The 23,421-nt window shown below is 55.9% G+C and carries 17 protein-coding genes and 1 riboswitch; of the genes, 8 read left to right on the forward strand and 9 right to left on the reverse strand.

All coding sequences use genetic code 11. The annotated features are described in order from the left end of the window. Positions 1 to 4: 4 nt before the first annotated feature. Together IB226_RS14390 and IB226_RS14395 are read left to right on the forward strand one after the other, a co-directional pair. Entirely contained in the window at positions 5 to 670 is a 666-nt protein-coding gene (locus IB226_RS14390; protein WP_137384947.1) for a 7-cyano-7-deazaguanine/7-aminomethyl-7-deazaguanine transporter, read from the forward strand. 116 nt (positions 671 to 786) lie between these two features. Then, positions 787 to 1,344, forward strand: a complete 558-nt coding sequence (locus tag IB226_RS14395; RefSeq protein ID WP_137384946.1) for a DcrB family lipoprotein — start codon at positions 787 to 789, stop codon at positions 1,342 to 1,344. A gap of 183 nt (positions 1,345 to 1,527) precedes the next feature. Here IB226_RS14395 and glgP read toward each other — a convergent pair whose 3' ends face one another. The 6 genes from glgP to asd form a co-directional block, all read right to left on the reverse strand. Further along, positions 1,528 to 3,975, reverse strand: a complete 2,448-nt coding sequence (gene glgP, locus IB226_RS14400; protein WP_192236047.1) for a glycogen phosphorylase — start codon at positions 3,973 to 3,975, stop codon at positions 1,528 to 1,530. Positions 3,976 to 3,996: 21 nt separating this feature from the next. Further along, positions 3,997 to 5,430, reverse strand: coding sequence for a glycogen synthase GlgA (gene glgA / locus IB226_RS14405; RefSeq protein ID WP_101763108.1), 1,434 nt, complete (start codon positions 5,428 to 5,430; stop codon positions 3,997 to 3,999). Positions 5,431 to 5,493: 63 nt separating this feature from the next. Then, a complete protein-coding gene (glgC, locus tag IB226_RS14410) occupies positions 5,494 to 6,786 on the reverse strand; it encodes a glucose-1-phosphate adenylyltransferase (protein WP_192236049.1) in 1,293 nt (430 codons plus the stop codon). Positions 6,787 to 6,796: 10 nt separating this feature from the next. Continuing rightward, positions 6,797 to 8,776: a glycogen debranching protein GlgX gene (gene glgX, locus IB226_RS14415; RefSeq protein ID WP_192236051.1), complete on the reverse strand. Its 1,980-nt coding sequence runs from the start codon at positions 8,774 to 8,776 to the stop codon at positions 6,797 to 6,799. Continuing rightward, positions 8,776 to 10,962: a 1,4-alpha-glucan branching enzyme gene (gene glgB / locus IB226_RS14420; protein WP_192236053.1), complete on the reverse strand. Its 2,187-nt coding sequence runs from the start codon at positions 10,960 to 10,962 to the stop codon at positions 8,776 to 8,778. The genes glgX and glgB overlap by 1 nt, the downstream gene beginning before the upstream one ends. 357 nt (positions 10,963 to 11,319) lie before the next feature. Further along, positions 11,320 to 12,429: an aspartate-semialdehyde dehydrogenase gene (gene asd / locus IB226_RS14425; protein WP_101763112.1), complete on the reverse strand. Its 1,110-nt coding sequence runs from the start codon at positions 12,427 to 12,429 to the stop codon at positions 11,320 to 11,322. 195 nt (positions 12,430 to 12,624) lie between these two features. Between asd and IB226_RS14430 the strand changes: the two genes are divergently transcribed. Next, positions 12,625 to 13,218: a YhgN family NAAT transporter gene (locus IB226_RS14430; RefSeq protein ID WP_110868123.1), complete on the forward strand. Its 594-nt coding sequence runs from the start codon at positions 12,625 to 12,627 to the stop codon at positions 13,216 to 13,218. Positions 13,219 to 13,305: 87 nt separating this feature from the next. Here IB226_RS14430 and panS read toward each other — a convergent pair whose 3' ends face one another. The 3 genes from panS to lysC all read right to left on the reverse strand — a co-directional run bounded on the left by panS (position 13,306) and on the right by lysC (position 16,716). Continuing rightward, complete coding sequence (gene panS / locus IB226_RS14435; protein WP_101763113.1) at positions 13,306 to 14,229, reverse strand: ketopantoate/pantoate/pantothenate transporter PanS; 924 nt, start codon at positions 14,227 to 14,229, stop codon at positions 13,306 to 13,308. 174 nt (positions 14,230 to 14,403) lie between these two features. Next, positions 14,404 to 15,096: an aquaporin Z gene (gene aqpZ, locus IB226_RS14440; protein WP_192236055.1), complete on the reverse strand. Its 693-nt coding sequence runs from the start codon at positions 15,094 to 15,096 to the stop codon at positions 14,404 to 14,406. 264 nt (positions 15,097 to 15,360) lie between these two features. Further along, on the reverse strand, positions 15,361 to 16,716 hold the full coding sequence (gene lysC, locus IB226_RS14445) for a lysine-sensitive aspartokinase 3 (protein WP_110868121.1): 1,356 nt from the start codon (positions 16,714 to 16,716) through the stop codon (positions 15,361 to 15,363). A gap of 112 nt (positions 16,717 to 16,828) precedes the next feature. After that, a riboswitch (Lysine riboswitch) is annotated at positions 16,829 to 17,023 on the reverse strand. Between the two features lie 373 nt (positions 17,024 to 17,396). Here lysC and pgi point away from each other — a divergent pair. The 5 genes from pgi to IB226_RS14470 all read left to right on the forward strand — a co-directional run bounded on the left by pgi (position 17,397) and on the right by IB226_RS14470 (position 23,360). After that, entirely contained in the window at positions 17,397 to 19,043 is a 1,647-nt protein-coding gene (gene pgi / locus IB226_RS14450) for a glucose-6-phosphate isomerase (RefSeq protein ID WP_192236057.1), read from the forward strand. A gap of 523 nt (positions 19,044 to 19,566) precedes the next feature. Beyond that, on the forward strand, positions 19,567 to 19,815 hold the full coding sequence (gene yjbE, locus IB226_RS14455; RefSeq protein WP_101763117.1) for an exopolysaccharide production protein YjbE: 249 nt from the start codon (positions 19,567 to 19,569) through the stop codon (positions 19,813 to 19,815). Positions 19,816 to 19,888: 73 nt separating this feature from the next. After that, a complete protein-coding gene (locus tag IB226_RS14460) occupies positions 19,889 to 20,536 on the forward strand; it encodes a YjbF family lipoprotein (protein ID WP_192236059.1) in 648 nt (215 codons plus the stop codon). Further along, positions 20,533 to 21,270, forward strand: coding sequence for a capsule biosynthesis GfcC family protein (locus tag IB226_RS14465; RefSeq protein ID WP_137384939.1), 738 nt, complete (start codon positions 20,533 to 20,535; stop codon positions 21,268 to 21,270). Before IB226_RS14460 ends, IB226_RS14465 begins: the two co-directional genes overlap by 4 nt. Next, positions 21,270 to 23,360, forward strand: a complete 2,091-nt coding sequence (locus IB226_RS14470) for a YjbH domain-containing protein (protein WP_101763120.1) — start codon at positions 21,270 to 21,272, stop codon at positions 23,358 to 23,360. Before IB226_RS14465 ends, IB226_RS14470 begins: the two co-directional genes overlap by 1 nt. Positions 23,361 to 23,421: the final 61 nt, after the last annotated feature.

Below are 23,421 nucleotides of genomic sequence, written 5' to 3' on the forward strand. Positions count from 1 at the left end.
TACAATGATTAACTTCTCTGCACGTCAGCGCATGCATGCGCTGTTTTGGCTATCGCTATTCCATCTGCTGGTGATTACCTCCAGTAACTATCTGGTCCAGCTGCCGGTTTCCATCTTCGGTTTTCACACCACATGGGGCGCGTTTAGCTTTCCGTTTATTTTCCTCGCCACCGATCTGACCGTGCGCATCTTTGGCGCGCCTCTGGCACGTCGCATTATTCTGGCGGTGATGATTCCCGCGCTAGTGATCTCCTACATTGTTTCGTGCGTGTTCTATCAGGGCGAATGGCAAGGTTGGGCGTCACTGGAAGAGGTGAATCTGTTTGTTGCCCGTATCGCCTGCGCCAGCTTTATGGCTTATGCGCTGGGACAAATCCTCGACGTGCACGTTTTTAACCGTTTGCGCCGTTTATCGCAGTGGTGGATTGCACCAGCGGCAGCGATGTTCCTCGGTAATATCAGCGATACGCTGGCCTTCTTTTTCATCGCCTTCTACAAGAGCCCAGATCCGTTTATGGCCACGCATTGGGTCGAAATCGCACTGGTGGATTACAGCTTCAAGGTTCTGATCTGCATGATCTTCTTCCTGCCCGCTTACGGCGTGCTGCTAAATGCCATGCTGAAGCGCTTAGCCGAACGTTCCGCGCAGCAGCAGATCAATTTTGGCTGATTGCACATACACTAAATGCCGCATTACGCTAAGATTTCCTGACACTCCGGCGGTTGCTTTTGCTAACTAAATCCGCTTGTATAACGGCTGACTGGAATCATGTAAAAGGGAAAAGAATGCGTAACGTAGTGAAATATGTGGGTATTGGCCTGTTGGTTATCGGCCTGGCGGCATGTGACCAGAAGAAAGATGATGCGGCAGCGAACAGCAACGGTGCGAGCGCCAGCCAGTCGGCCCAGACGGTTAACCTGATGGACGGCAAACTGAGTTTCTCTCTACCGGCGGGCATGTCTGACAAGAGCGGCAAGCTCGGCTCTGAATCCACCAACATGCACGTCTATGCCGACGAAACCGGTCAGCGCGCGATTATCGTGATTGCCGGCGATCCCACCAACGAAGCGCTTGATGCGCTGGCACAGCGTCTGGAACAGCAGCAGCGCGGTCGCGACCCACAGCTGCAGGTGGTGTCTAACAAAGCGGTGACGCTGAAAGACCAGCCGGCACAGCAGCTGGATACGGTGATTTCTGCCAACAATCAGACCTCATGGTCTTCGGTGATTCTGGCGAAAGTGGATGGCAAACTGCTGACGCTGCAAATTACCTTGCCAGCCGACAACCAGCAGCAAGCGCAAAGCGATGCAGATAGCATCGTCAAAAGCATCACGTTGAAATAATACCCTTCATCCTTCGAACGGCAGGTGCGTTGGCTGCATTCGTTCACCCCGGTCACTTACTAAAGTAAGCTCCCGGGGATTCGCTCATTTGCCGCCTTCCTGCCGTCCAAATGATTTTGGGTATCGATTTGGGTGTTCACGTAGGGTCGCCATTCATGGCGACTTGGTTCTGCAATCCTCGCCTTACAATCTCACTGGCGAAATGTGCCAGATCTCATCCGCATATTCCTGAATGGTGCGGTCCGACGAGAAATAACCCATATTGGCGATATTCAGCGCCGCGCTGCGTTGCCACTTATCCGGCTGACGATACAGCTTGTCCACCTTGTCCTGCGTATCCACATAGCTGCGGTAATCCGCCAGCAGCTGATAGTGATCGCCGAAGTTCACCAGCGCATCAAACAGATTACGGTAGCGCCCTGGCTCCTGCGGGCTGAACACCCCGCTAGCGATTTGCGTCAGCGCCTGATGCAGCTCAGGATCATCCTCATAATACTTACGCGGGTTGTAACCGTCGGTGCGCAGCTTCTCGACCTGCGGCGTAGTGTTACCGAAGATAAAGATATTCTCCTTGCCGACATGCTCCAGCATCTCAACATTGGCACCATCCAGCGTACCGATGGTTAACGCGCCGTTCAGCGCAAACTTCATGTTACTGGTGCCAGAGGCTTCGGTACCGGCAGTGGAGATCTGCTCGGAGAGATCCGCCGCCGGAATAATGATCTGCGCCAGGCTCACGCCATAGTTTGGAATGAACACCACCTTCAGCTTGTTCTTCACCTGCGGATCGTTGTTGATCACATTGGCGACATCGTTGATCAAGTGAATGATGTGTTTCGCCACGTAATAGGCCGACGCCGCTTTGCCGGCGAAGATATTAACGCGCGGCACCCATTCGGCGCTGGGATCGGCCTTGATGCGGTTGTAGCGCGTAATCACGTGCAGCACGTTCAGCAGCTGGCGTTTGTATTCGTGGATGCGCTTGATCTGCACATCAAACAGCGCATGCGGATCGAGCACGATATCCATGTTCTTCGCCACCCAATCCGCCAGGCGTTTTTTATTGGCAAACTTGGCGTCGGCGATCTGCTGGATAAAGGCCGGATAATCGATCTGCGTGGTCAATTCGTTGAGCTGGCCAAGATCGGTGCGCCAGTTGCGGCCAATCGCCTCGTCCAGCACCTCGGAGAGCGCCGGATTCGCCAGCGCCAGCCAGCGACGTGGCGTCACGCCGTTGGTTTTATTGCAGAAACGGCCCGGGAACAGACGCGCGAAGTCAGCGAACAGCGATTGCACCATCAAGTTGGAGTGCAACTCTGACACACCGTTAACTTTGTGGCTCACCACCACCGCCAGCCACGCCATGCGAATGCGGCGGCCGTCGTTCTCATCGATGATCGAGATGCGCGCTAACAGCTCCCAATCATCCGGGTAATATTCCTGAATGGTTTTCAGGAAGTAGTCGTTAATTTCAAAAATAATGCTGAGATGACGCGGCAGGATCTTGCCAATCATATCCACTGGCCAGGTTTCCAGCGCTTCCGTCATCAGCGTGTGGTTGGTGTAGGAGAACACCTGACAGGTCACTTCAAAGGCATCGTCCCAGCTGAATTTCTGCTCGTCGATCAGTATGCGCATCAGTTCCGGGATCGCCAGCACCGGATGCGTATCGTTGAGGTGGATGGCAATTTTGTCCGGCAAATTGTCCCAGGTTTCATGCATCTGCCAGTGACGATTGAGAATATCCTGCACCGTCGAGGAGACGAGGAAATACTCTTGACGCAGACGCAGCTCGCGCCCCGAATAGGTGGAATCATCGGGATAGAGCACGCGCGACACGTTTTCCGAATGGTTTTTATCTTCTACCGCGGCGAAGTAATCACCCTGGTTGAACTTACCGAGGTTGATTTCGTTACTGGCCTGCGCGCCCCATAAGCGCAGCGTGTTGGTGGCATCGGTATCAAAACCGGGAATGATTTGATCGTAAGCCATCGCCACGATCTCCTCGGTTTCCACCCAGCGCACCCGCGCGCCTTCATGCTGCAGACGGCCACCGAAACGCACTTTGTAGCGCGTATTAAAGCGCTGAAATTCCCACGGATTGCCGTACTCCAGCCAGTAATCCGGCGATTCGCGCTGCTGGCCGTCAACGATATTCTGCTTAAACATGCCGTAGTCATAACGAATGCCATAGCCGCGCCCCGGTAAACCGAGCGTGGCGAGCGAATCCAGGAAGCAGGCCGCCAAACGCCCTAAACCGCCATTACCGAGGCCGGGATCGTTCTCCTCTTCCATCAGTTCGCTGAGGTCGAGGCCCATCTCTTCCAGCGCCTGATTAAGATCCTCATAAATGCCCATCGCCAGCAACGCGTTGCCGAGCGTGCGCCCCATCAGGAACTCCATCGACAGGTAATAAACCTGCCGCACATCCTGCGAGAGCTGCGCGCGGCTGGAGCGCAGCCAGCGTTCCACCATGCGATCACGCACCGCCAGCAGCGCGGCGTTGAGCCACTCATGCTTATTCGCGATCGATGGATCTTTACCAATAGTAAACATCAGCTTATAGGCGATTGAGTGCTTCAGTGCATCAACCGTCAGCGTGGGCGAGGCATAGGTGAAAGGTGCATTCATATCAAGTATCCCAATCTCTCATTACAGCAAACGTTGATAAAGATCGCGGTAGGCTTGTGCTGCCACCTGCCAACTAAAATCCATCCCCATCGCCTGCCGCTGAACGTAACGCCAGAGTGCAGGACGAGACCACAGAACAAATGCGCGCCGAATCGCCCGCAGCAGCGACCAGGCATTACTGTCTTCAAAGGTGAAACCGCTGGCGACGCCGTCCGCCAGGTTCTCAAGCGAGCTGTCTTGCACCGTATCCGCCAGTCCGCCGGTGCGACGCACCAGCGGCAGCGTACCGTATTTCAAACCATACAGCTGGGTTAAGCCGCACGGCTCAAAACGGCTCGGCACCATAATCACATCCGCGCCGCCAACAATGCGGTGCGAGAAGGCTTCGTGATAACCAATCTGCACGCCAACGCGGCCCGGATGCTCCGCCGCCGCCGCAAGGAAACCTTGCTGCAGCTCCGCATCGCCCTGACCGAGCAGCACCAACTGTCCGCCCTGCGCCAGTAAGCCCGGTAGCGCTTCCAGCACCAGATCCAGCCCTTTCTGTTTGGTCAGACGGCTGATGACGCAGAACACCGGTGCTTTGTCATCCACCTTCAGGCCCATGGCAATTTGCAGCTGGCGCTTGTTCTCTGCTTTGCTCTCCAGCGTTTCGCTGTCGTAGCGCGCGGTGAGCAGCAGGTCGTGCGCCGGGTCCCAGATGCCCGGATCGACACCGTTCAAAATCCCGCTCAGGCGCCCTTCACGCAGTCGCTGTTCGAGCAGTGATTCCATGCCGTAACCAAATTCCGGTCGGGTAATCTCCAGCGCGTAAGTCGGGCTGACCGCCGTAATGTGATCGGCAAAGAACAGCCCCGCCTTGAGGTAGGAAATTTGCCCGAAGAACTCCAGTCCATGCATGTCGAAGAACGCGCGCGGGATCTGGATCTCATCCAGATGACGCGCCGAAAACAGCCCTTGATACGCCAGATTATGCACGGTGAACACCGTTTTCGCCGGACGCCCGCGCGCCGCAATATAGGCGCAGGTTAAGCCAGCATGCCAGTCATGCGCATGCACGATATCTGGCTGCCAGTCGGTATCCAGCCCGCTGGCAATCTCGGCGCCCATCCAGCCCAGCAGCGCAAAACGAAGGTAGTTATCGACGTAAGCAAACTGCGACGTATCGTGATACGGGCTGCCGGGACGTTCATACAATCCCGGCGCATCGATTAAATAAATACCAACGCCGTTAAATTGTCCAAAAAGTAAGCGTACCGGTCCCGCAAAAGTTTGCAACTCCGCCAGGACCTCTGTATCAGGAATCCCTTTACGCAGATCCGGAAAGGCGGGAATCAACACCCGCGCATCCGTACCATCGGCTATTTGCGCCTGTGGTAATGCACCGACGACATCAGCCAGTCCGCCGGTTTTCAACAGCGGGAAAAGCTCTGAACAGACATGTAAAACCTGCATCCTGAACCCCTATTGTTATCGCACACGTTCCACGCGGCAATTTTCTCTATATTCTTTCGTCACTTACTGACCGCCTCCGGCCAATTTGGCCAGCATGGCGCGCGTCACCAGTACGATGCCCTCTTCAGAACGGTAAAAACGACGGCTGTCTTCGTCGGGGTTTTCGCCAATGACCATGCCTTCTGGCAGTTCGCAGGCGCGATCGATCACGCAGCGACGCAGACGACACGATCGGCCAACCACCACATCAGGCAGCAGCACTGCGGAGTCAATATTGCAAAACGAGTTGATGCGAATACGCGGGAACAGCACCGAGTTCACCACCACCGAACCGGAGATGATGCAGCCGCCCGAGACCAGCGAATTCATTGTCATGCCGTGGCTACCGGATCGATCCTGAACAAATTTCGCCGGCGGCAGCGGCTCCATGTGGGTACGAATCGGCCAGCTGTGATCGTACATATCCAGCTCAGGCGTGACCGACGCTAAATCGAGATTGGCGCGCCAGTAAGCTTCCAGCGTTCCGACGTCGCGCCAGTACGGCTCAGCGTTTTCATCAACCTGCACGCAGGAGAGCGTGAAGGAGTGCGCATACGCCTCGCCGCTGGCGACGATTTTCGGCAACAGATCTTTGCCGAAATCGTGGCTGGAATCGGCCACGAGCAGATCCTCTTCCAGCAGCTGATAAAGATAATCGGCATTGAACACATAAATGCCCATGCTGGCCAGCGCGCGGGTATCGTCACCCGGCATTGACGGCGGCTTCGGCGGTTTTTCGACAAAATCGATCACGTTGTTTTCGGCATCCACCGCCATCACCCCAAACGCCGTGGCTTCAGCTAACGGCACCGGCAAGCAGGCGATGGTGCATTTGGCACCGCGATCGACGTGGTCGAGCAGCATGCGCGAGTAATCCATTTTGTAGATGTGATCCCCGGCGAGGATCACGATGTACTGCGCGTTATAGCGGCGAATAATGTCGAGGTTTTGCGTCACCGCATCGGCAGTCCCGCGATACCAATGTTCGGTAGCGGCACGCTGCTGCGCCGGCAGCAGATCGACAAACTCATTCATCTCTTCGTTGAACAGCGACCAGCCACGCTGGATGTGCTGCACCAGCGTATGCGACTGATATTGAGTGATCACGCCGATGCGCCGAATGCCCGAGTTGATGCAGTTGGACAGCGCAAAGTCGATGATGCGGAACTTGCCACCGAAGTGCACGGCAGGTTTGGCGCGTTTCGCGGTGAGATCTTTCAGGCGCGTACCGCGCCCGCCAGCAAGGATCAGGGCAACCGTTTGTGTAGGGAGCTGGCGCGCCAGCATCAGATGATCTGTTCTATCTAATTTCACCATGTCTGACTCCTTATGATTGCTTTAGGAACACACACACACCGTGTGCGGGACCGTGCCAGACAGTTGTCAGGATGGGGTTATCTTCCCCGGCGAAAGGAGGAATGGCACGCCACTCTCCGTCTGGTAAGGCGATATCACTCACCGATTCCGTGGCGTTTATTGTTATTAACCAGCGGCCGGAGAGCAGGATCTGCATTCGGTGCGTCCCCTGTTCCCACTGCTCGGCTTCCAGTGGTGTGCCGCTGGCATTGCACCACTGCACGCTGCCATCGCCCTCCTGCCACCAGCGATCCTGCGTCAACGCGGGAATGCGCTGGCGCAGACGGATTAACGCAGCAGTGAAGTCGACCAGGCCAAAATCATCCTGTTGCCAGTTCAACCAGGTCAGCGGGTTGTCCTGACAATAGGCGTTGTTGTTGCCATGCTGGCTGTGGCCGCGTTCGTCACCCGCCAGCAGCATCGGCGTGCCCTGCGCCAGCAGCAGCGTGGTCAGTAAGCCATGCACGCTGCGCCGCCGCCGTTCGACAATATCGAAATTGACCTGCAGTCCCTCTTTGCCGTGGTTATGGCTGAAGTTACTGCTGCTGCCGTCGCGATTGTCTTCGCCGTTGGCCTGATTGTGTTTGTTGTTAAAACTCACCACATCGCGCAGCGTGAAGCCGTCGTGAGCGGTAATGAGATTGATGCTGGCGTGCGGCAGCCGCGCCTCACGCTGGAAAACGTCGCTGGATGCGGCAAAACGGCGGGCGAAATCGCCATTATTCAGTTGACCATGCAGCCAGTAACGGCGCGCCGCATCGCGAAAATGGTCGTTCCACTCGGCGAAGTCCGGCGGAAAGTTGCCGACCTGATAACCGCCGGGGCCGATGTCCCACGGCTCGGCAATCAGCTTCACCTGCGACAGCAGCGGACAGGCTTTGATGGCGGCAAACAGCGGCGCATCCTGATGAAACTCCGGTGTGCGTCCCAGCACGCTGGCGAGGTCAAAACGGAACCCATCAACATGGCAAACACGCACCCAGTAGCGCAGCGCTTCCAGCGCCCACGTCATCACCTGCGGATGACTGAGATTTAGCGTATTGCCGCAGCCGGTCCAGTTTTGATAGTCGCCGTTGCCATCCAGCCAGTAATAGCTGGCGTTATCCACGCCGCGCAGGGAAATCGTTGGCCCGATCTCTTCCAGCTCGGCGGTGTGGTTGAACACCACATCCAGAATCACTTCGATGCCCGCGGCATGCAGTGCTTTAACCGCCTGCTGAAACTCCTGCAGCGGCGTTAAACCGTTTTCGCCCGAGGCGTAACGCGCATCCACCGCCCACAAGGCAAAGGGGTTGTAGCCCCAGTAATTACTCAATCCCAAACGGCGCAGGCGCGGCTCGCTGGTGAATTGGGCAATCGGCAGCAGTTCCAGCGCGGTGATGCCGAGGTGGCGCAGGTACTTCACCATAGCAGGATGACCCAGCGCCGCATAAGTGCCACGCAACCTTTCCGGAATTTCCGGATGCTGCTGGGTTAAGCCGCGTACGTGCGCTTCATAGATCACCGTGTTGCCCCATGGCGTGCGCGGCGCGTGATCGTCCTCCCAGTCAAAATCTTCGGCAGTCACCAACGATTTCGGCGCGATGGCGGCGTTATCCAAACCATTTAGCTCACGTTCGCCGCCGTTGAAACGCGCCTCGTCCGCCACTTCACCCGCCACCGCTTTGGCGCAGGGATCGACCAACAGCTTAGCCGGATTGAAGCGATGTCCCTGCTGCGGCGCCCATGGACCGTGTACGCGATAGCCGTAGCGCTGGCCGGGCTTCAGCGCGGGAAAATAGCCGTGCCAGATATCACCGCTGCGCGCGGGCAGTGCGAAACGGCGCTCAGCACCGTGCGCGTCGAACAGGCAGAGTTCGACGCGTTCGGCATGCTGGGAGAACAGCGTGAAATTAACGCCGTGCCCATCATAGTGCGCACCTAACGGTTCCGGCTGCCCCTGCTCCAGCATCAGTCGCTCTCCCGCACCAGCCAAAGCGTTGCCAGCGGCGGTAAGGTCAAACTCAGCGACTGCGGCCGACCGTGACTCTCCATCTCATCGGTGTGTACCACGCCGTGATTGCGCGTGTCGCTGCCGTGATAATCGTGCTGATCGGTATTCATGATCTCGCGCCAGCCGCCACGCTGGTTGACGCCAAAGCGATAGTTGTGACGCGCCACTGGCGTAAAGTTGCTGGCTACGATGATTTCATTGCCGTCGCGATCGCGGCGCACAAATACAAACACGGAGTTTTCGTAGTCATCGACCACCAGCCACTCAAAACCTTGCCCATCAAAGTCGAGTTGATGCAGCGGCGCGTAATGGCGATAGGTGTGATTGAGATCGCGCACCAGACGATGCACGCCGTTGTGCCAGTTATCCTCACCTTCCAGCAGATGCCAGTCGAGGCTGGTGTCGTGGTTCCATTCGCGACCCTGCGCAAATTCATTGCCCATAAATTGCAGCTTCTTACCGGGGAAACCCCACATCCAGCCGTAATAGGCGCGCAGGTTAGCGAACTTCTGCCAGGCATCGCCCGGCATGCGATCAAGAATCGAACGTTTGCCGTGCACCACTTCGTCATGCGACAGCGGCAGCACGAAGTTTTCGGTGTAGTTGTAAATCATGCCAAAGGTCATCAGCTGATGATGATAACGGCGATGCACCGGGTCGAGCTTCATATAGTCCAGTGTGTCGTGCATCCAGCCAAGGTTCCATTTGAACCAGAAGCCGAGGCCGCCATCTTCTGAAGGGCGCGTAACGCCGGGATAATCGGTGGACTCTTCCGCCACCGTGACGCTGCCCGGTGCGGCGCGACCCAAAACGCGGTTGGTGTGACGCAGGAACGAAATCGCTTCGAGATTCTCGCGTCCACCAAACTGGTTCGGCACCCATTCGCCTTCGGCGCGGCTGTAGTCGCGGTAGATCATTGATGCCACCGCATCGACGCGCAGCCCATCAATGCCGAAACGCTCCATCCAGTACAAGGCGTTGCCGGAGAGATAATTGCTCACTTCACGGCGACCAAAGTTATAGATCAGCGTGTTCCAGTCCTGATGAAAACCTTCGCGCGGATCGCTGTGTTCGTAGAGTTCGGTGCCATCGAACTTCGCCAGGCCAAAATCATCACTCGGGAAGTGGCCTGGCACCCAATCGAGCAGCACGTTAATGCCAGCATCATGCGCGGCGGCCACGAAGTGGCGGAACTCATCGCGCGTACCGAAACGGCGCGTCGGCGCATACATGCCGAGCGGCTGATAGCCCCAGCTGCCATCAAAGGGGTGTTCGTTAATCGGCATCAGTTCGATGTGGGTGAAGCCCATCTCTTTAACGTAAGGAATGAGCTGTTCCGCCAGCTCTTTGTAGCTGAGCCAGAAGTTGTTATCGGTGTGACGTCGCCATGAACCGAGGTGCACTTCATAAATCGAAATCGGCTGGTCAAAAGCATTGGCGGCCTTACGCTGCGGCTGCATCTCGGTTTTCGGCGGCAGCCCGCAGATCATCGAGGCGGTTTGCGGACGCATCTGCGCTTCAAAGGCGAAGGGATCGGCTTTGATGCGCATCTGGCCGGAATTATCCACGATTTCAAATTTATACAGCTGACCGTTTACCGCGCCCGGCACAAACAGTTCCCAGACGCCAAGTTCACGGCGAAAACGCATGGGATGACGTCGGCCATCCCAGAAGTTGAACTCGCCTACCACCGAGACGCGACGCGCGTTAGGTGCCCAAACGGCGAACCGCGTGCCGTGCACGCCATCAATGGTGGTGCCGTGCGCGCCGAGGGTTTCGTAGGGACGCAGATGCGTGCCTTCACCCAATAACCATGCATCCATCTCCTCCAGCAGCGGGCCGAAGCGATAGGCATCATCAATCAGGTTTTGCTGGCCGTGCCAGTTCACCGCCAGCTGATAACCAAAGCGGTTTTTACGACGCGGAATCACGCCACAGAAGAAACCGCGTGAGTCGAGGCAGGTAAGCTGAGCACATTTGCGTCCGGTGTTGGTTTCAATGACCCAAACATCGGAGGCATCGGGCAGCAGCGCACGCACTTCAAGGCCTGCAGCCGTTTGGTGCATGCCCAGTAGTGAAAAGGGATCGGCATAATTCCCGGCAAAAAGGGCATTGATCGCCTGGCGATCGGGAAGCTCTGACATGACTTTCTTCCTATGATTTTGCGCAGGCGACCAGAGTCGGCAGGATTATCGCCTCGGGTGCGCTGCTTTTCATTGAGCCATAGGTACACCGTGAGGACACAACCGTCCGTGGGAAAGATCTTCACCGTGTACAACAACCATTCAGTTCGAAAAAACAAAAACAGTTAACAACCGGCACATCTCTGTTAAATCATAGCTTGGGGATAGCAGAAGCCAGGGAGGATCGTGAAAAATACTTATCGGGCAAGCAAAAAAGGGAAGCGGATCACTTGTCAGGCGCAATTTGCATGAATTTTTGCGGCCTGGATAATTAAAAAAAGGCCGGGAAACCCCGGCCTTTCTGGTTTGCCGCTGCGCTTAGTCGATCAGCAGACGCAGCATGCGGCGCAGCGGTTCAGCCGCGCCCCACAGTAACTGATCGCCCACCGTGAAGGCGGAAAGGTATTCCGGCCCCATGTTCAGTTTGCGCAGGCGGCCTACTGGCGTGGTCAGGGTGCCGGTGACGGCGGCTGGCGTCAGTTCGCGCATGGTGATGTCGCGGTCGTTTGGCACCACTTTCACCCATTCGTTATGCGAGGCCAGAAGCTGTTCGATTTCGCTCAGCGGCAGGTCTTTTTTCAGCTTCAGAGTGAATGCCTGGCTGTGGCAGCGCAGCGCACCAACGCGCACGCACAGGCCATCAACCGGAATCACACTGCTGGTACGCAGGATTTTGTTGGTCTCCGCCTGGCCTTTCCACTCTTCACGGCTCTGGCCGTTATCCAGCTGCTTGTCGATCCACGGAATCAGGCTGCCCGCCAGCGGTACGCCGAAATTGTCGGTTGGCAACGTGCCAGAACGGGTGAAATCGGTCACGCTGCGTTCGATATCCAGAATTGCCGAAGCCGGATCCTGGAGCGATTTCGCCACGTGGTCATGCAGCATGCCCATCTGCGTCAGCAGTTCACGCATATGACGCGCGCCGCCGCCTGATGCCGCCTGATAAGTCGCCACCGAGGCCCATTCAACCAGATCGTTAGCAAACAGACCGCCCAGCGACATCAGCATCAGGCTGACGGTGCAGTTACCGCCGACAAAGGTTTTGATGCCGTTATCGAGGCCCTGACGAATCACGTTATGGTTAACCGGATCAAGAATGATGATGGCGTCATCTTTCATGCGCAGCGTGGAAGCCGCGTCAATCCAGTAACCCTGCCAGCCGCTTTCGCGCAGCTTCGGATAGACTTCACTGGTGTAATCGCCGCCCTGGCAGGTGATAATAATATCCAGCGCCTTCAGCGCCTCGATATCAAAAGCATCCTGCAGCGCACCGGTCGACTTTCCGCCGAATGTCGGCGCCGCCTGACCAAGCTGTGACGTGGAGAAGAAGACCGGATTGATGACATCAAAATCGCGTTCTTCGCTCATGCGCGACATCAGCACTGAGCCGACCATGCCACGCCAACCAATAAAACCTACATTCTTCATTTTCTGTCCGTCTCGGGTGCTCTCGAAAGAGGCCGTGTGGTGCGAGGAAAAGACTGGCCGGATAATCGTGCCAGTCTGCGTAATAATCAGGTTTACCTATGACCGTCAACTCTACAAAATGCAGCACTTCTGGCAAGTGAATTAATTCGATTGCGCCAACTTTTTCAGCAGTACAACTAATAATGGCTAACCAACATGACTGAAATGATATCCGCGACCATATTGCTGTTGTTGATTATGGATCCGCTGGGCAACCTGCCGATTTTTATGTCGGTATTGAAGCATCTGGAACCTAAACGCCGCCGCGTGGTACTGATGCGCGAAATGCTAATTGCGCTGATTCTGATGCTGCTGTTTTTATTCGCCGGTGAACGCATCCTGGCGTTTCTCAATCTGCGCACCGAAACCGTGTCGATCTCCGGCGGCATCATTCTTTTCCTGATCGCCATCCGCATGATTTTCCCGTCAGAGGAGAGCAGCTCGAGTGGCTTGCCGGCCGGTGAAGAGCCGTTCCTTGTGCCGCTGGCGATTCCGCTGGTGGCCGGTCCGTCGCTGCTGGCGACGCTGATGCTGTTGTCGCATCAATATCCCAACCAAATGACGCATCTGGTCGGCGCGCTGCTGATCGCGTGGGGTTTGACGGTGGTGATTCTGCTGATGTCGGGGCTGTTTTTACGCCTGCTGGGCGACAAAGGCGTCAACGCGCTGGAGCGCCTGATGGGATTGATTTTGATTATGCTGGCGACGCAGATGTTCCTGGATGGGATTCGTACGTATTTGAAGCTGTAATACATTCAGAGCGCAGGCAGCGTAGCGGCGCAATTTATTGCGCCGCTACGCTATGTGCATGAATTGAATGTGATGCTTTTTTGAATATTACTTCTGCTTCTTATCGATCGGTTTACCCGACCAGTAACCGGCCAGCAGCGAACCTGACAGGTTGTGCCACACCGAGAACAGCGCGCCCGGCAAGGCCGCTAACGGCGAGAAGTAAAGTTTGCCCAGCGTCGCCGCCAGACCTGAGTTCTGCATGCCCACTTCCAGCGCCAGCGTGCGGCAGGTCGATTCATCGAAGCCAAACAGCTTACCGCCCCAATAACCGCCCAACAGACCGATCGCGTTGTGCAGGATCACCGCCACAATCACCATCAAGCCGACAGAACCGATAAAGCCCTGGCTGCCAGCCACCACCGCGCTAATGATCAGCAGAATGCACACCATAGAAAACGCCGGCAGATAAGGCTCAACGCGGCGCACCACGCTATTCATGGAGTGATGGATAATCAGACCCAGGCTAATCGGAATCACCACGATTTTCACGATGCTGAGCAGCATACCGACCACATCCACCTGAATGTGGGTATCAACGTAGAAGCGTGTTAGCAGCGGTGTGGCGAATACACCTACCAGCGCCGACACGGATGAGATGGTCACCGACAGCGCCACATCGCCCTTCGCCAGATAAATCATCACGTTTGAAGCGGTGCCGCTGGCCACGCTGCCGACCAGAATCATGCCTGCCGCCAGATCCGGTGGCATCTGGAACAGCTTCGCCAGGCCCCACGCGGCCAGCGGCATCACCAGATAATGCAGGAAAGTCCCGGCGATCACCGGCGCCGGACGCACCAGCACGCGTTTGAAATCATCAATGTTTAGCGTCACGCCCATGCCGAACATAATCAGCATCAGCAGGTAAGTCACCCACGGCCCAATGCCGAGAAAGGTGCCAGGAGAATAATAAGCAGCGACCGAGAGCAGCACGGCCCAGAGCGGGAACAGGCGGGTAAGTTTGCCGAGCATAACCAGACTTCCTTAGGAATTTTTTTATATTGCCACAGATGAAATGTCGCGCAGGGAACGACCACAGCGACGGACGCGGGATCATAACATTTCATTATCTTGACGTAAGGCGGGAAGTCGCTTGCGGGGCAAAATGCGGATCGGCTGCTGCCGATCCGCGGAAATACGGCAAAGTTACTCTGCTTTTTCCAGTGCAAAGCGGTAGATCGCACCACCAATCGCGGCACCGATAATCGGTAACAACCAGAACATCCACAGCTGTTCCAATGCCCAGCCGCCCTGGAAGATCGCCACACCGCTACTGCGCGCCGGGTTGACTGAGGTATTGGTGACGGGAATGCTCACCAGGTGAATCAGCGTTAGCGCCAGGCCGATTGCAATGGGCGCGAAGCCAGCCGGAGCACGTTTATCGGTCGCGCCCATGATCACAATCAGGAATACGGCGGTCAGCACCAGCTCGGCGATCATGCCCGCCTGCAGGCTAAAGCCCCCCGGCGAATGTTCACCGTAACCGTTCGACGCGAAGCCGCTGGCCACGGCATCGAAACCGGCTTTACCGCTGGCGATCAAATACAGCACGCCGGCAGCCGCAACCGCACCCACCAGCTGCGCGATAATATAAGGCACAACCTGCGCCGCCGGGAAACGTCCGCCAACCGTCAGACCGATGGTCACCGCCGGGTTAAAATGGCCGCCCGAAATATGGCCGACGGCAAATGCCATCACCAACACCGTCAGACCAAACGCCAGCGCAACACCGGCAAAACCAATACCCAATTCTGGAAACGCCGCGGCCAAAACCGCACTGCCACAACCGCCCAACACCAGCACGAAAGTGCCCAGCGTTTCAGCCACTAATCTTTTCATCTCTGTTCCCTCAAATAATTTAATGTTTTCGCGGCGGGATTATCGTTTTTGGCGATTGAAGCGCAACCGAAGAATAAGGGATTAGGGTGATTTTTAGGCGATAGCAGCGTATTTGAGACGGTTCTCGCGAGCCATAATGGGGTTCATCAGAAATGTCTGGAGCGAAGCAGTGAATGCCGCTGGGCTTGAATTATTGTTTAAAAAATTTCACCAATAAAAAAGCCGGACCCGGTCCGGCTTGATTCCGCATGCTAAAAACTGGCCTTAAGAACCAAAAAGATTCTTGTGCAGCGCACGTACCACTTCTTCCGCGTCTGGGGTGGGAACCAGGAAGCAAAGGTTATAACTGCTGGCACCGTAGCAAATCATGCGCAGGTTGAACGGCTCGAGTGCGCCAAACACTTCTTTGCCGACGCCGCACGCTTTTGACAGGTTGTTGCCAATGATCGCCACCAGCGCCAGATTCTCTTCCACTTCCACACGGCACAGTGAAGAGAGCTCGGTCAACAGCGCCTGGGTCAGCAAGCTGTCGCCGGTGGTGGTTGAACCGGTGCTGTCCAGCGTCAGCGCCACGCTCACTTCGGAAGTTGTCACCAGATCAACGGAGATGCTGTGGCGCGCCAGAATGTTAAACACTTCGGCGAGGAAGCCATGTGCATGCAGCATGTTCAGGCTGTGCAGCGTTACCAGCGTCTGCTTACGACGCAGCGCCAGCGCACGGAACAGCGGTGGATTCTTGGTTTCGTTGCACACGCGCGTACCGCCTGCAGCGGGATCTTTGCTCGAACCGACAAACACCGGAATATCGCTACGCACGGCCGGCAGCAAAGTGGCCGGATGCAGCACTTTGGCACCAAAGATCGCCATCTCCGCTGCTTCTTCGAAGGTAATCTCTTCGATGCGTTTAGCGGTGGACACCACGCGTGGATCGGTGGTGTAGATACCGGCCACATCGGTCCAGATATCAATGCGCGCGGCCTGCAGCGCTTCGCCCAGCAGCGCAGCGGTATAGTCGCTGCCGCCACGACCAAGCGTGGTGGTGCGGCCTTTGATTTCGCTACCGATAAAGCCCTGCGTCACCACCAGCGCTTCCGCAATGCGCGGCTGCAGCTGCGTTGCGGCCAGCTCTTTCAGCGTCGCCACTTCGGGTTCTGCGCGACCAAAACGATCGCTGGTGCGCATCACTTTACGCACGTCAAACCATTCGCTGTTGACCTGACGCTCGCGCAGAATCTCCACGAACAGCAGCGTCGACATCAGCTCACCGTGGCTCACCAGCTCATCGGTTAGCGCATGTGAGGTTGCCAGCGAGGTGGCTTCAGACAGCATGGTGATGTTTTCCAGCATGCGATCAATCTCATCGCGGATCACATCCGGCGATTGCAGACGATCGATGATGGCATATTGAATACGGCGGATTTCATCCAGCAGGTAAGCGCGCTGCGCTTGTTCCTGGCCTTCAGCAAGGGCAACCAGCAGATTGGTCACGCCAGCGGAGGCAGAGAGCACCACTAAGCGGGTATTGGCGTCCGACAGCACAACATCTGCGCTGCGGTTCATAGCATCAAAATCGGCAACGCTGGTGCCGCCAAATTTAGCCACGATAAGATTTTGGGACATATTACGAACCCCGTGTCAGGTTATCTTTCTTCCGTTTTGGGGCGGAAGACATAGTAGCAGCCTAGGCACAAGAGAAGAGCAGAATTGGGCAGACAAGATCAGTAGTAGACAAGTCACCAAAAGCGCTTCACCTTGCGAACCGTCCGACTGTGGACGATTCTGGTGACAACCCAGAGGATTCAGCCCCTGCAGCCGACAGTGCAACACCCCGCGTGTTGCCCCACCTCGGCGTCACACCCCCTGATGTGTTCTCTGCGGATACGGATCCTCAAACACACTGCCTGGGCGACGCGCCTCTTCTGGCTTACACCCGGAGGTGTAAGTAGCGCGCATAAATTACTGATTATTTTCCCCCCTGTCCATCCCCGCACTTTGAGGATTTCTCACATTTACACTTCGGTAAACGCATCGTTGAACAAACGCGCCCACCAACAGCGGCCTAAAGTAGTGTCCGAATCAGACAAAAGCGGCTTTTTTCTGATGCGGCACAGGGAATTCTGCTGGCGCAGCACCGACAATCGCTGCCGGATTTACCTGAAACAGTGCGGCCACGGTCACAAATTTTTTCCCTTAGCCAGTAACTGTGGTCATACTCATCCCCGTGCAAGAATGCTATGGATGCCGGGCCAGCAGGACGCCCCGGATGGAATGACGGTTCTTATATCAACTAGAGTGTTGCCATGAAAAATATCAATCCGACCCAAACCGCTGCCTGGAAAGCGCTGCAGCAGCATTTTGAGCAGATGAAATCGGTGCAAATCGCCGACCTGTTTGCGCAAGATGCCGATCGTTTTGCGAAATTCTCTGCCACTTTCGATGACCAGATGCTGGTGGATTTCTCAAAAAACCGCATCACCGAGGAAACCCTCGAAAAATTACAGGCGCTGGCTAAAGAGACCGATCTGGCAGGCGCCATCAAATCGATGTTCTCTGGCGAAAAGATCAACCGCACCGAAGAGCGTGCAGTTCTGCACGTTGCGCTGCGTAACCGCAGCAACACGCCCATTGTGGTGGACGGCAAAGATGTGATGCCGGAAGTCAACGCGGTGCTGGCGAAGATGAAAGGCTTCTCCGAGCGCATCATCAGCGGCGACTGGAAAGGCTATACCGGTAAAGCCATCACCGACGTGGTGAATATCGGGATTGGCGGTTCAGACCTCGGCCCGTTCATGGTGACCGAAGCGCTGCGTCCGTACAAAAACCACCTCAACATGCACTTTGTTTCTAACGTCGATGGCACCCACATCGCCGAAACGCTGAGAGATCTCAGCCCGGAAACCACGCTGTTCCTCGTGGCATCTAAAACCTTCACCACGCAAGAAACCATGACCAACGCCCACAGCGCGCGTGACTGGTTCCTGAAAACTGCGGGCGATCAGCAGCACGTGGCGAAGCACTTCGCTGCGCTGTCGACCAACGGTAAAGCGGTGGGTGAGTTCGGTATTGATACCGACAACATGTTTGAGTTTTGGGATTGGGTTGGCGGCCGCTATTCATTGTGGTCAGCTATCGGCTTGTCGATCATTCTCTCCATCGGCTTCGAGAACTTCGAGCAGCTGTTGAGCGGCGCGCACGCCATGGATAAGCACTTCGCCAACACGCCTGCCGAGCAGAACCTGCCGGTGCTGCTGGCGCTGATCGGTATCTGGTACAACAATTTCTTTGGTGCCGAAACCGAAGCGATTCTGCCGTACGATCAGTACATGCATCGCTTTGCTGCTTACTTCCAGCAGGGCAACATGGAATCCAACGGTAAATACGTTGATCGTGAAGGTAATCCAGTGGATTACCAGACCGGCCCAATCATCTGGGGCGAGCCTGGCACCAACGGCCAGCATGCGTTCTATCAGCTGATTCATCAGGGCACCAAACTGATTCCGTGCGACTTTATCGCACCAGCACTGAGCCACAACGTGTTAACCGATCACCATCCAAAGCTGCTGTCGAACTTCTTCGCGCAGACCGAAGCGCTGGCGTTTGGTAAGTCACGCGATGTGGTGGAGAAAGAGTTTACCGATGCGGGTAAATCTGCCGAATCTGTCGCGCACATCGTGCCGTTCAAAGTGTTCGAAGGTAACCGCCCAACCAACTCCATCCTGGTGCGTGAAATTACCCCGTTTAGCCTGGGTGCACTGATTGCGCTGTATGAGCACAAGATCTTCACTCAGGGCGCGATTCTCAACATCTTCACCTTTGACCAATGGGGTGTCGAGTTGGGTAAACAGCTGGCAAACCGTATTCTGCCAGAACTGGAAAATGACGCTGAAATTAGCAGCCACGATAGCTCCACCAATGGCTTAATTAATCGCTACAAATCCTGGCGTTAATTTTCCGGCTAATTTACATAAGGCGGCGTAATTGCCGCCTTTTTTTTGTCAACCATGCCATCTCACTCGCAATATTATTAATTACTGCCTTAAACAGGGTTAGAAAATTCTTAAAGTGACGTAAGGAAATTCGTAATTCATTTCAATTTACCGCACCTTACCTGGCTTAAAAATGGACCTAATTCAGCCCGATAAATAGTTTATCTAACTGATTGATCTATGATTTTAATTTAAGCCTTATAAGTAAATTCCGATTATTCCCATTCCGTACCAATAATTAGTGCAAAAGTGAAAAACTCTGCCGTGAAATGCGCAGCCATTCACTTATCCTATCAGCCTGAAAAAAGGCGTTAAAAAAAAGCAGCTAACGCCAATTCGCCGTATTTATCACCAGAAAAACCCCGACTTCCTGCCCTCTTTTACTCATGCTGAACTCTGGTAATTTGTTGCCCTATACTGAACGCGCCCGAAATCTGGGTAAATCCTACATTCATTGATTCATATAAATGCAGGAAACGTTGTTATGAAAAAACTGATGGTTGCCGGTGCAGCCTTACTTTACGTTGCCGTTTCTTCCGCTGCGATTGCCGCGCCGGAAGAAGCTGGTGCTGCAGCAGGCGCGCAGGCGGGAGCAATCTCTTCCGGCGCGTCTACCGCTGTGGGTATCGGCGCGCTCGGTGCGTTAGTGGGTCTCGGCATTGCTGCTTCTGGCGGCGGTGACGGTGCAAATACCGGTACAACAACAACCACCACAACGAGCACCACTCGTTGATGTAGCACCTTTAAGCATAACCACACACCCGTGTGGTTATTTTTTGCTTGGCTTATTTAGACAGGGATACCCCGTGCGCCGACTCTCTTTGCTACTTCTTTGCCTGTTGCTGCAGGCCTGCACACAAACGCAAAAAGGCCTCGAACAAACCGTGATGCTGGCCGTGAATGGCCCGGATGATGTCACGGTCACCAACGAGCAGGTTGCTAACCTGCCCTACGCCAGCCTCTATGCCCGCATCAATGAAGGACCGCGCATCTTCGTGGTGCTCGGTTACAACGAAAACGGCCAGCAGAAGTGGATCACCCAGGATAAAGCGATGCTGGTGATGCAGCATGGCCGTCTGATCAAAACCCTGGGTTTACCGAGCAACCTCGCTGACGTCAGTAACCTGGCGCAGGATCCGCTCGCCGATGCGCTGAATCTGCAAAACGGTGCCAGCTGGAAGCGCGTGGTGCAGTGGCGCGAGCAAGATAAAGTGCGTGCCGCCACAGCGGTTTCCCGCTTCGAGCGCGGTGACGATACGGTGCTGGACATCGCCGGTGAACGCGTACCGTGCCGCGTCTGGCATGAAACCGTGCGCATGGAGAACGTAGGCGCGGAGTGGCAGAACACCTTCTGGATCGATAACCGCGATGGCACGGTATTGCAGGCCAACCAGATGCTGGCCGCCGATGCCTTCCCCGTTGAAACCACAATTCTGAAGCCGGCGAAATCATGAAAAAAATAACTCCAATGCTGGCAGCATTGACGCTGCTCACGGCTGGCCACGCACTGGCGGCGGCGCAAGTCACCGTGCACGATCTGCCGGGAAAAAACACACTGCAAATTAACGATGCGCAGAATCTTAGTCAGTTGCTCACCCATCCTGAACTGCGCAGTTGGTGGCCGGGCACGGTGATTGCCGAACGCGGCGCAACGGCGGTAGCACAGCAGCAACAGAAGCAGCTGCTGGCCGATCTGCGCGCATGGCAAGCAGACAGCGGCGAGTCGTTGGCCGCAACCATCGGCTCGGTTATCCACCAGCTTGGCGCGCTGCAGGTAACGGGCCGCCAGTTCACCTCGCTCGATCCCGATGACGTGCGTCTGCGTCCACAGGATAACCGCACGCTGCAAGGCAGCTATGACCTCTATATGCTGGCGCAGCCGACGCAGGTACTGGTGCTGGGGGCGTTGAGCAATCCGGGTAAAGCGCGCTGGCAGCCTGGCCGCGAAGTGCGTGATTACCTCGAAGGCCACGATCGTCTGTCCGGCGCGGAACGCAGCTATGCCACAGTGATTGCGCCGTCCGGCAGCACCCAGCAAGTTCCGGTTGCCTACTGGAATCATCGCCATATCGAAGTGGAACCCGGCAGCATTATCTGGCTCGGTTTCACCTCATGGAGCTTGCCATGGGGCCAAAGCGATTTGAATGAGCGCATGCTTTCCGTTCTGACTCACCGGATACCAGACTGATGAAAAAACAATTACTTCTCAGCCTGTTGGCTGCTTCTGTTTCCGCCGCTTGCCAGGTGCATGCGGAAACCTGGCCTGAACCGGTCGGTCCTTCTCAATCAGATTTTGGTGGCGTTGGCCTGATGCAGACGCCCACCGCGCGTATGGCGAAAGAGGGCGAATTTAGCGTCAACTTCCGCGATAACGATCAATATCGCTACTATTCTGCCTCGCTGCAGCTGTTCCCGTGGCTGGAAACCACCGTACGCTATACCGATGTGCGTACCCGCCGTTACAGCGCAGTAGAAGGTTTCAGCGGCAACCAAAGCTATAAAGATAAAGCCTTCGATGTGAAGCTGCGCCTATGGCAAGAGAGCTATTGGCTGCCAGAAGTGGCGGTTGGCTCACGCGATTTAGGCGGTACCGGTCTGTTCGACAGCGAATATCTGGTGGCGAGCAAAGCGTGGGGCCCGTTCGATTTCACCTTGGGTCTGGGCTGGGGCTATCTCGGCAACAGCGGCACCATCAAGAACCCGTTCTGCTCCTACAGCGACAGCTTCTGTAGCCGCACCGGCGGTGGCGAAGCGGGTTCAATTAATGGCTCGCAGATGTTCCACGGTCCGGCGGCGCTGTTTGGCGGCGTAGAGTATCAAACACCGTGGCAGCCGCTGCGCCTCAAGCTGGAGTACGAAGGCAACGATTATCAGGATGATTTCGCCGGTCGTTTGGATCAGCGCAGTAAGGTCAACGTCGGCGCGATTTATCGCCTCACCGACTGGGCGGACATCAACGCCAGCTACGAGCGCGGCAACACCTTTATGTTCGGCTTTACCCTGCGCACCAATTTCAACGATCTGCATCAGTCGCATATCGATAGCGAGAAGCCGGCCTACAACCCGCAGCCGCAGGGCGATCTGTTGCAGCCAACGGTGGTGGCAAACCAGCTGACCGATCTGAAGTACAACGCAGGACTGAATGGCCCGCATATTCAAACCAAAGGCAGCACGTTGTATGTGTCCGGCGAGCAGACCAAATATCGCGATACGCGCGAAGGGGTCGATCGCGCCAATCGCATTATCATGAACAACCTGCCGGCCGGCATCGATACCATCGACGTCACCGAGTCGCGCTTCAATATGCCGCAGGTGAGCACGCGCACCAACGTTGCCAGCCTGCATAACGAACTCGTGGGTTATCCGCTGGGGCATGAACAGCCGCTGCAGCAGACGCGTGAAAATCCGGTCGATCCCGGTACCACCGAGCAAGGTTTCTTTATCCGCAAAGATCGTCTGAACTACAGCCTGTCGCCGGTGCTGAATCAGTCCGTCGGCGGACCGGAAAGCTTCTACATGTATCAGGTTGGTGTGATGGCCAACGCCGATTACTGGCTTACCGATCACCTGTTGGTCGGCGGCAGCCTGTTTGGCAACCTCGCCAATAACTACGATAAGTTCAACTACAACGGCGCACCGGCGGATTCCACACTGCCGCGCGTGCGTACGCATATTCGTGATTACGTTGAGAACAACGTTTACGTTAACGATCTGCAAGCCAACTACATGCAGGCGCTCGGCAACGGTTTCTACGGCCAGGTTTACGGCGGTTATCTGGAAACCATGTACGGCGGCGTCGGCGGCGAAGTGCTGTATCGTCCGATAGATAGCAACTGGGCCTTCGGGGTTGATGCCAACTACGTGAAGCAGCGTGATTGGGACAACATGATGCAGTTCACCGATTACAAAGCGCCAACCGGACATTTCACCGCGTACTGGCGTCCGTGGTTTATGCAGGACGTATTGGTGAAAGCCAGCGTCGGTGAATATCTGGCGAAAGATAAAGGCGTTACCGTGGATGTGTCGAAGCGGTTTGATAGCGGCGTGATGGTAGGCTTCTACGCCACCAAAACCAACGTGTCGGCGGAAGCCTATGGCGAAGGCGACTTCACTAAAGGCTTCTACATTTCGGTGCCGATGGATCTGTTTACCGTGACGCCAACGCGAGGCCGCGCACAGGTAAACTGGGTGCCGTTGACGCGTGATGGTGGTCAGATGCTGGGTCGCAAATATCAGCTGTATGACCTGACGTCAGATCGTGATGCGCGATTTAATTAACATCAGCGCGGGTGGTGTGAAACCCGCGCGATAAATCGCGCCGCTACGGAGAGGTGCACAT

Source organism: Pantoea sp. PNT03 (assembly GCF_014852515.1).
In the GTDB taxonomy this organism is placed as follows: Bacteria; Pseudomonadota; Gammaproteobacteria; order Enterobacterales; family Enterobacteriaceae; genus Pantoea; species Pantoea leporis.